Genomic DNA, 2627 nt, shown 5'->3' on the forward strand with positions numbered 1-2627 from the left:
ATACAGGAGAGAAACTTCTACGTTTTTAATTGACAGTGGGGGTCATATCAACGCCAAATTAAGGTGTGAACAACGCTAACCACCTTACTTAAACCATTGTGCCATAAACACTAAACTGACTTGAGGTGAGGGCGTCAAGCGTTGTGAATCACTCTTAAATTTATTGTTAGCTGAATTTTTCAAACTGTTTTAAAAGATTATTTCATTTATCCAGTACTTTACTACGCTCGCCTTCTGACACGAAATTTAAGAGGATGGATAGTTCGATGAAGTCTGTATGGCTTCCCTAAATATCTCAGAGTCATAGCAACTTTTTATCCAAGACAACTCCTCACCAGTGATGCTATGAAATACTTCCAGAGGCATGTAGTCACAATGTTCAGGATTGGCAAAGTTAGACGTAGAATTTAACACAAAAACAAAAAAGTCAATAAAAACAGAACCTTAAACAAACCAAGCTGTATATAAAAACAGTTAAATTTCCAATTTATGGCGCATAAAACTGCCTTTTATCAGCCTGCGTAGTCATTTTTTAGATCAAGTAATCTTGCATAGTTAAGCATCGATTAGATTATTCGATGTACCATATAGATAGGCGCTAAATTATTAGCGTACTCGATGCTCTATCGTGAAGTCAGGTAATGACTCCCAGTTGATTGTACGCATGCCACCAGTACAACCACTGACAGAAGTCTTGTATGAATTCAAGCCAACCACATTACCTTTGTAAAAGTACACAACTTGGTGAGAGTTTGCTCCAAAAGATGTTCCACTTTGACAGTATTGGAATGCTTCGTTAAACCCTTTCATTTGACGATCTTGTGGCATACCCATAATTTCAATCACATCACGTTTACTCATACCGTAGTCAATTAACACTGTTTGACCATCGAGCGATTCACAACCAGATAGAGCTAAGCTTGAAAGAATGGCCGTCGATAAAATTAGTTTGTTCACTATTTAGTGTCCTTGGAAGAAAGCAGGCACTTGAACACTGCTCAATTGTTGAAAGTGGCGCTAATTCTCACCCACCTACCAAGGAAAATAACAACAAATAAATTTAGTCGTGACAGTAAGATGCAGTAAAACAAATCCACTCTATAGCTCTGCGTTTTGAATTGTGCTTAGCTCGCGGCCTCATATCCTTATTCACCAATGCTCTGTGGTTGTGGCTTAGTGCCATCACATCGTCAGCTAACGCCTTGTTAAGTAGCAGCTAACTACCACTGCGCTCAAACAAAGCCACCGTAATCACTAAACTCAACCAAACCAAAACCGCCAAACGTTAGCTGTCTGCTTGAACAATTTGTTAGCTGCTAGCTCGGCTGCTTGGGAAAGACCTTTACATTATTTGGTATCTGATACCATTCCAGTTTTTCACTAACCCAAACATGCGCTTGAGGCTCGAAAATATCAGTTGAAGATAGATCAATTGGTTTTAGCTTTAACTTAACTGTTTCCGGTGCATCTGGGTTAAAGTGATAAATTCTGTTTCCACAACTTGGGCAGAACATCGCACAGTTCCGATTACCACTATCAGCTAAGCGCTCCCAACTGCTCAGTTGACCCGAAAACTCTATCTTAGATACATCAACAACCGCAGTGATACTAAATGGACTGGTAGATAGCTTTTGACACTCGGTACAGTGACAAGCAAAGACCATTAATGGTTTTTCATGTAATTCATAGGTAACTTGTCCGCACTGACATGCTCCTTGAAGTGGATAACCCATTTGTTTCTCCTTTGAACATGGATGGCAGCTAACGCCGCGTTAAGTAGTGAGCAACGCAACCACTGAACCCAACCATACCACCGTAAGCACAAAGCCCAACGATGGAATGAAAAATGCTATGCGTTGGGAATCTGCCTTAAACGCTTTGTTATACACCTTCCGTCTGTATGTCAATAGGCAAGTATGTTTCCGTTCCCTTTTGAGAGGAACTATATACAGCATATGAGATTATTCTATTTCCAAGGAATAAAGAGATAAGCATTAGAAGAACACCATAAGGAATGAAAAATATAAAAATCAATAGATTATCGACCGCATAGCCTTCTATTGAAGATGCTATAACATGCGAACCAAAAAAATACAGCATTAGAGTAGTTGAGATCAAAAAGACAAATTGCATATTTTTCGTCAAATTTCTCACAGATTCAAACAAAAAATATATAGGCGCAATTACCTCTAGAGGCTCTTTATATTTAAACTTTGTCTTATTTTCATTCAACTTTAAAAAATACCTATGTCGTTTATATTCGTAAATTGCTTTTTTAGGACACGGTGAACTCAATAGAACAACTACTTCTTCAAATGAAACATCTAAACCATATACATACTTAAATACTTCCTCCGCATATAACCTGTCGACTGTATTCTTTTCAGTTGAGTGGAAATCAAACGACAGATCATGCAGTAGTTTAATATCTTCTCTTGATACATTTCGATTATGGAGCCTACGATCTAGAACATACCTTAGTACGAGAAGAATAAGAACGACTGAACCACTAAATCCTGCAAGTAACTTCGTGACTGGCAATGTAAATATTTCGTTAATATAATGTATTACTATGGCTTTGTTGCGTAATTAAATTTAAAGATAGAACAACCCCGTTTCGCGTATTT

Annotated in this window: 2 protein-coding genes; both read right to left on the bottom strand. The window is 38.0% G+C overall.

From position 1 onward, the window contains the following. Positions 1-606 precede the first annotated feature (606 nt). Positions 607-957: a hypothetical protein gene (locus AB6D07_RS22790; RefSeq protein WP_012600708.1), complete on the bottom strand. Its 351-nt coding sequence runs from the start codon at positions 955-957 to the stop codon at positions 607-609. A gap of 359 nt (positions 958-1316) precedes the next feature. Then, positions 1317-1733 carry a GFA family protein gene (locus AB6D07_RS22795; protein WP_009846796.1) on the bottom strand — a complete coding sequence of 139 codons (417 nt, stop codon included), beginning with the start codon at positions 1731-1733 and terminating at the stop codon, positions 1317-1319. Positions 1734-2627: the final 894 nt, after the last annotated feature.

Source organism: Vibrio sp. 10N.239.312.C11 (assembly GCF_041466065.1).
Classification (GTDB): Bacteria; Pseudomonadota; Gammaproteobacteria; order Enterobacterales; family Vibrionaceae; genus Vibrio; species Vibrio tasmaniensis_A.